The organism is Actinosynnema sp. NPDC037264, assembly GCF_055603705.1.
This window is the reverse complement of record NZ_JBVJVK010000052.1, coordinates 52,844-60,011: the sequence shown is the minus strand read 5'-3', so window position 1 is coordinate 60,011 and position 7,168 is coordinate 52,844. Positions and strand designations below refer to the sequence as shown.

Here is a 7,168-nt window from a genome sequence, read left to right as displayed (position 1 = left end):
TCTCCTTCCGGGACATGGGTGGGTTTTTTTGCCCACCACCCCCCCCCCCGCCCTCCCGGGGAGGGGGGCCTTGCGGGTGGAACCCCCGGCGAACCGGGGGGGGGGGGGGCTCCCCCCCCCCTCCCCCCCCCCACCCCTCCCACGACGTGCTCAGCCCTGCTGCGGGCCGCCGAACCCGCCGGGCGGCGTGCCCTGGCCGGGCTGCTGGCCGGGCTGGCCGAACTGGCCGGGCTGCGGCATGTAGGACGTCGGCTGCGGCTGGCCGGGCTGCTGGGCCTGCTGCTGCGGCGGCGCCTGCTGGACGAACTGGCCGGACGGCGGGCCGAACTGCTGCGGCTGCTGGCCCTGCTGCGGGAACGCGCCGGACTGCGGGTTCCAGCCACCCGGCTGGCCGTAGACGTTCGCGGCCTTCGGCTGGAGCTTCACGATGCCGGTCTCGAGCAGCAGGCTCATCACGACCGCCGCCGCCAGCAGCAGCGACACGATCAGCAGCACGATCTGCATGCCCTGGACGTCGGCCTCGGTGGTGATCAGGCCCTGGAGCAGGCCGAGGGTGGGGATCAGCGCGAACGGCACCGCCGCGTACAGCAGGCCCTTGGGCGCCTGCGGCAGCACGGACAGGCCGGCGAGGATGCCCGCCGCGTACAGGTACTCCGACGACGGCACGTCGTCGGCGAACGCGAGCAGGAACGCGATCAGCGCCAGACCGGCGGCGACCAGCGGAAGGATGAGGTTCAGGTTCACACCCACCGCCGGCTGCGCCGGACCCGGCTGCTGCTGAGGGGCGCCGTACGGCTGGGACATGATGCGGTCTCCTCCACCTGCGGAACTGATTTCGGGTCGACAGAACGCTAGCCGATGCGCACTCTCCGACGGCGACCGGACCTCCGTGGTTCCCCCCAATGTGCGCATTGACTCGTCCCGGCACGCACTGAGGGCCACCTCCCGGCGGGGAGGTGGCCCTCAGGTCACGCACGAACGGCCCAGTGTCAGCCGATGGACTGCATGATCTCCCGCATCAGCGCGGCCGTCTCGCTCGGCGTCTTGCCGACCTTGACGCCCGCCGCCTCCAGGGCTTCCTTCTTCGCCTGCGCGGTGCCGGCCGAGCCGGACACGATCGCGCCCGCGTGGCCCATCGTCTTGCCCTCGGGCGCGGTGAAGCCCGCCACGTAGCCGACGACCGGCTTGGTGACGTTGTCCTTGACGTAGGCCGCGGCCCGCTCCTCGGCGTCGCCGCCGATCTCGCCGATCATCACGATCGCCGCGGTCTCCGGGTCGGCCTCGAAGGCCGCCAGCGCGTCGATGTGGGTGGTGCCGATGATCGGGTCGCCGCCGATGCCGATGGCGGTGGAGAAGCCGAAGTCGCGCAGCTCGTACATCATCTGGTAGGTCAGCGTGCCGGACTTCGACACCAGACCGATCTTGCCCGCGCCGGAGATGTTGGCCGGGATGATGCCAGCGTTGGACTGCCCGGGGCTGATCAGGCCGGGGCAGTTCGGGCCGATGATCCGGGTCTTGTTGCCGGTCGCGACGGCGTGCGCCCAGAACGCGGCGGTGTCGTGCACCGGGATGCCCTCGGTGATCACGACGGCCAGGCCGATGCCCGCGTCGATCGCCTCGATCACGGCCGCCTTGGCGAACGCCGGCGGCACGAAGATCACGGTGACGTCGGCGCCGGTCGCCTCCATAGCCTCGGCCACCGAGCCGAACACCGGCAGCACGTTGCCGTCGAAGTCGACCTTCTCGCCCGCCTTGCGCGGGTTCACGCCGCCGACGATGTTCGTGCCGGACGCCAGCATCCGCTTGGTGTGCTTGGTGCCCTCGGCGCCGGTCATGCCCTGGACGATGACCTTGCTGTCCTTGGTGATGAAGATTGCCATCGTCAGACCCCCGCAGCCGCGAGCTCGGCGGCCTTGTCGGCCGCGTTGTCCATAGTGTCCACCACGGTGACCAGCGGGTGGTTGGCCTCGGCGAGGATCCGACGGCCCTCCTCCACGTTGTTGCCGTCCAAGCGGACCACGAGCGGCTTGGAGGCCTCGTCGCCCAGGATGCCCAGCGCGGCCACGATGCCGTTGGCGACCGCGTCGCACGCGGTGATGCCGCCGAAGACGTTCACGAAGACCGAGCGCACGTCGGGGTCGTGCAGGATGATGTCCAGGCCGTTGGCCATGACCTCGGCCGACGCGCCGCCGCCGATGTCGAGGAAGTTCGCGGGCTTGACGCCCTTGTGCTTCTCGCCCGCGTACGCCACCACGTCGAGGGTGGACATCACGAGACCGGCGCCGTTGCCGATGATGCCGACCTGGCCGTCCAGCTTGACGTAGTTGAGGCCCTTCGCCTTGGCCTTGGCCTCCAGCGGGTCCTCCGCCTGCTTGTCCACCAGCGCCTCGTGGGCGGGGTGGCGGAAGGAGGCGTTCTCGTCGAGGGTGACCTTGCCGTCGAGCGCGACGATCTTGCCCTCGGGGTCGCGGACCAGCGGGTTGACCTCGACCAGCGTGGCGTCCTCGGAGACGAAGGTCTCCCAGAGCTTCACGATGACGTCGGCGACCTGGTCGGCCACCTCGGCCGGGAACTTGGCGGCGGCCACGATCTCGTCGGCCTTGGCGCGGTCGACGCCCTTGATCGCGTCCACCGGCACCTTGGCCAGGGCCTCGGGCTTGGTCGCGGCGACCTCTTCGATGTCCATGCCGCCCTCGACGCTGGCCATGGCCAGGAAGGTGCGGTTGGCGCGGTCGAGGAGGAAGGAGAAGTAGTACTCCTCGGCGATGTCGGACGCGGGGGTCACCAGCACGCGGTGCACGATGTGACCCTTGATGTCCAGGCCGAGGATCGCCTCGGCCTTGGCCGAGGTCTCGTCCGGGTTCTCGGCGAGCTTGACGCCGCCGGCCTTGCCGCGGCCGCCCGTCTTGACCTGGGCCTTGACCACGACGGTCTGGCCGAAGCGCTCGGCGATGGCCTTGGCCTCGGCGGGGGTGGTCGCCACGTCGCCCGGAAGTACCGGGACGTCGTGGGCGGCGAAGAGGTCCTTCGCCTGGTACTCGTACAGGTCCACTCGGGTCTCCTGCGACGTCGGTGTCGGACACCGCGTCCTGTCGTGCGGTCCTCTCCAGGTCCCGGCGCTCCAGGCTGGGGCCTGGTGCGCACACGTACCAGGCATCACCTGGAACGCCGGCACAGCCGTGGGGGGACCGGCTCGACGCGGCTTCGCAAGACACTATCGACCGGTCCGGAGTCCACCGCACCCCACGCCCGTGAACTCCGTCATAGAGGTGGTGAGGTCGATCACCAACGCCGGCGGGGCCGCCGATCCCGCGATCGGTTCAGCGGGCCGTGCGCAACGCCCCGGCGACCACGAACGCGGCCGTCGCGGCGGCGGCCAGCCACAACCCCGGGCCGGGGGCGGCCTCGGCGGCGCGCGCCGCGGTGAGCGGGTACTCCCAGGCGCGGACGGCCGTGACGACGGCCGCGCCGAGCAGCAGCGCCGCGCCGCGGCCCGGCCTGGCCCTCAGCGCGACCACCGCCGCGACCACGACCGTGATCAACGCCACCAGCAGTCCGAACGAGCCGACGCGCAGCCCGAACGCGCCGATCGCCACGTAGTCCGGCGCCCGCAGCACGGGCAGGCTGAACGCGCCGACCGCGAGCAGCGCGGCGATCAGGGTGGCGGCGATCAGCGGCAGCGGCGGTTCGGTCGTGGCCGTGCCCACCTCGTCCCGCTCGACCGCGCCGGCCAGGGCGGCGGTGACGGCGGCGACCGCCGCGGCGACCACCGAGCCCGCGGTGAACCAGACGCCGACCCCCGGCCCGACCACGTCGACCTGCGTCGCGGTGAAGACGGCGTCGAGCGCGCCGGCGGCGCTCAGCGGGATGGTGACGACGGCGACGGTGAAGGCGGGCCGGACGGCGGCCTTGGCCAGCAGCGCGGCGGCGAGGACGCCGGTGGCGATCGCGGCCGGCCACAGCAGGCGCGCGGCGTAGTCCGCGGGCGGCGGGAAGCCGTCGGGCAGGACCAGGTGGTCGGTCGACGCGCCGACGGCGGCCGTCGCGGCGGCGACCAGGCCGAACGCGCCCGCGATGACGTGCAGGCGGCGTTGGCCGGGCAGTTCGACGTCGTGCCCTTCGGCGTCGTCGTCCTTGACGGCCCGCTGCGGCCAGGCGAGCGCGACGGCGGCGGCGAGGACCAGGAACGGACCGACGGCCGGGCCGACCGCGTCGACCGAGAAGGCCGTGGCGATCGGCGGCACGGCGGCGCCGAGCAGGACGGCGGCCAGGCCGAGCAGCCCGCCCCGGCGCGCCTCGTGGGTGGTGGCGCTGGCCGCGAGGACGGCGAGCGCGGGCGCGGCCAGGGTGAGGACGAGGCCGCCCACCATCGGCAGCGTCGGCGAGTCGACCGTCCCGCGCGCCGGGATCAGCGCGTCGGACGAGGTGAACGGCGCGGTGAACAGGCCGATGCCCGCCACGATGCCCGCCGTGGCCGGCAGCGCGAAGCTCGCGCGTTCGCTGCGCACGTCCGGTTCCGTGCCGAAGGTGGCCAACGCGCCGGCCGCGATCAGCAGCACGTGCCCGGCCGGCAGCAGCCACAGGCCGAGCACGGGCTCGGGCGGGTCGAGGCTCGCCGCGCGCATCAGCTCGGGCCGGGCGGCGTCGACCGGGTCGACGAGGAGCTGCAGGTCGGCGAGCAGCCGGCCGAGGGCGAACACGGCGGGCGCCACGAGGGCCGCCGCCGCGGTGAGCTCCTGCCCGCGCGAGAGGAAGAACGCCGCCAGGGCGGTCGGCAGCACGGCGAGCAGCGCCAGCAACGGCCAGGAGGTGAACGCGGGCGGCGCGGAGCCGTCGACCACGCCGACCGCCGGCGCCACCGCGGTGAGGAGCGAGCCCGCCAGGGCTGCCCCGACCGCCGTCCGGAGCCTCGTGCGGATCGGTGAGACCGGTTCAGCGGTTCGCATCACCGGTCGGACGCTAGCAAAACCGGGCAGGCGGCGACGGGCGACCGGTCGGGACCACCGGGGGTTGTGGACGTCGGCCGTCGGGTACTGATCGTCGGTGAGGGCATCACCTACCTCCCGCCCGGTGGGCGACGCGGTGCGGCGGCTCGTGGAGACCTGGTCGGGCCGGGTCGGCGCGGGCGTGGACGCCGGGCTGGGCGTGGCGGGCGAGGCCCTCGGCCTGGCGGGCGGCGTGCTGCGGGCCGTCGCTTCACCCGGCGGCGTGCGGGGTGTCGCCGTCGAGGCCGCCTGGCTGGCCGCGCGCACCGTCCTGTACCCGTGGGGCGTCGCGGAGGAGCGGGTGAAGCCCGAGGGGCACTACCGCACCGACCACCTGCCACCCCGCCGGCGCGGGCTCCTGGTTTCGGCCATGGACGCCGCGGGCACCCCGATCGTGTTGGTGCACGGCATCGGGGACAACCGCTCCGCCTTCGCAGTGCTGTCGGGGGCACTGCGGAGGCGTGGCTTCGGAGCGGTGCACGCCGTGAACTACAGCGTGCTGACCGCGTTGACGGGGGACGTCCGGCGGTCGGCGGCGCTGCTCGGGGAGCACGTCGAGCGGATCTGCGAGGAGACCGGATCCGACCGGGTGCACGTGGTCGGCCACTCGCTGGGCGGCCTGATCGCCCGTTATTACGTGCAACGCCTGGACGGGGACGCGCGGGTGCGCACGCTGGTCACCCTCGGCACCCCGCACCGCGGCACGCTGGCCGCCTACCTCCTGCCCACGGCGCTGACCAGGCAGTTGAGGCCCGGTTCGGACCTGCTGGCGGAGCTGGCCGAACCGTCGCGACCCTGCCGCACCCGGTTCGTCGTGGTGTGGAGCGAGATGGACCAGGTGATCGTCCCGCAGCGGAACGCCCGGTTGGAGCACCCGGCGCTGGTCGTCGAGGAGCACCGGATACGTGATTCAGGTCACCTTTCGCTACCGGTTGACACACGCACTCTTCACCTCGTTGTGACGGCCATCACGCATTCGCATGACAGTGGGGTTCACCCCATCGTGCCTGTACGTGAGGGGTTTTCGTAGCCCGGTCATGACCCTGAGTCACGACTCATACGCGCGGATGTCCCACTGACCGCTAAACGGTCATCCTCGGCTTCGGGGATTGCCCTTAGGGGCTCCGCGCCGTTATCTTCCCCCGGTCCGTTGTCACGGTCTGGTCACAAGCAGGACGACGAGCCGGTACCCCGACCGGCTCAACCGGGATCCCCCGCCCGGTAGTCCGACCGGACTCCCCGAAGACGGAAGGCCAGGTTTTGTCTCAACACCGCTCCCCCGGCGGCCATACGAGTTCTGCTGTGCTCGAAGAAGCGGTAGACCGCGCTTCGACCCGCACGGTGAGCACGCACCGGCTTCCGCCTCCGCCCTCGGCGCTGCGCGGACGGATCGTGGTCGCCGCGGTCGCCGTCGGCGCGTTCGCCGCCGCCGGCGCAGGGCAGACGCTCCACGCGCTCGGGTCCGACTCGCCGGCCTCGGCAGACGAGGTCACCCCGCTCGCGAACTCCGCGGCCGACGGCGCCGCCGCGTTCGGCGTCGGTGGCACCGGCCCCGCCTCCCCGCAGGTCCTGCCCGTCGCCAAGACGGTCGACCCGGCGGCCGAGGCGCAGAAGCTCGTCAAGAGCCAGCACATCACCGAGACCCGCGAGGCCGAAGAGGCCGAGGCGCGGCGTCCCAAGTTCGCCCGTCCCGCCGCCGGCGACTTCACGTCCGGCTACGGCGGTCGCTGGGGCGAGATGCACTACGGCATCGACATCGCGGGCCCCATCGGCACGCCGATCCTGTCCGCCGCCGATGGTGTCGTGATCGAGGCCGGTCCGGCAAGCGGTTTTGGCCTGTGGGTCAAGGTCGAGCACGCCGACGGCTCGGTGACCGTCTACGGCCACGTGGACACCTACTCCGTGCGCAAGGGCCAGCGGGTCCTGGCGGGCGAGCAGATCGCGCGCATGGGCAACCGCGGCTTCTCCACCGGTCCGCACCTGCACTTCGAGGTCTGGAACCCGGACGGCAAGAAGATCAACCCGCTGGGCTGGCTCAACTCCAAGGGCATCAGCGTCTGAGCCGACGAGGCTCGCCACGTTCGTGGGCAAAGAGGTGGGGGGGGGGGGGGGGGGGGGGGGGGGGGGGGGGCGGGGGGGGGGGGGGGGGGGGGGGTGGGAGTGGGGTCTTCGTTTGTGGTACG

General features: G+C 72.8%; 6 protein-coding genes. 2 read left to right on the top strand and 4 right to left on the bottom strand.

The features are described 5' to 3' along the window. Window positions 1-150: 150 nt before the first annotated feature. The 4 genes from ACZ7GX_RS35975 to ACZ7GX_RS35960 form a co-directional block, all read right to left on the bottom strand. On the bottom strand, window positions 151-804 hold the full coding sequence (locus tag ACZ7GX_RS35975) for a DUF5336 domain-containing protein (RefSeq protein ID WP_498783514.1): 654 nt from the start codon (window positions 802-804) through the stop codon (window positions 151-153). Between the two features lie 185 nt (window positions 805-989). Further along, complete coding sequence (gene sucD, locus ACZ7GX_RS35970) at window positions 990-1,880, bottom strand: succinate--CoA ligase subunit alpha (RefSeq protein ID WP_498783512.1); 891 nt, start codon at window positions 1,878-1,880, stop codon at window positions 990-992. Between the two features lie 2 nt (window positions 1,881-1,882). After that, window positions 1,883-3,052: an ADP-forming succinate--CoA ligase subunit beta gene (gene sucC, locus ACZ7GX_RS35965; RefSeq protein WP_498783511.1), complete on the bottom strand. Its 1,170-nt coding sequence runs from the start codon at window positions 3,050-3,052 to the stop codon at window positions 1,883-1,885. Between the two features lie 268 nt (window positions 3,053-3,320). Then, the gene (locus ACZ7GX_RS35960; RefSeq protein ID WP_498783509.1) at window positions 3,321-4,949 is read right to left on the bottom strand and encodes a hypothetical protein; all 1,629 of its coding nucleotides are present in this window, start codon (window positions 4,947-4,949) and stop codon (window positions 3,321-3,323) included. Window positions 4,950-5,043: 94 nt separating this feature from the next. Between ACZ7GX_RS35960 and ACZ7GX_RS35955 the strand changes: the two genes are divergently transcribed. Together ACZ7GX_RS35955 and ACZ7GX_RS35950 are read left to right on the top strand one after the other, a co-directional pair. Then, window positions 5,044-6,015 (top strand): alpha/beta fold hydrolase, encoded by a 972-nt coding sequence (locus ACZ7GX_RS35955; RefSeq protein ID WP_498783508.1) that lies wholly within the window; start codon window positions 5,044-5,046, stop codon window positions 6,013-6,015. A 362-nt stretch (window positions 6,016-6,377) separates the two neighbouring features. Next, window positions 6,378-7,046 (top strand): M23 family metallopeptidase, encoded by a 669-nt coding sequence (locus ACZ7GX_RS35950; RefSeq protein ID WP_498783506.1) that lies wholly within the window; start codon window positions 6,378-6,380, stop codon window positions 7,044-7,046. Window positions 7,047-7,168: the final 122 nt, after the last annotated feature.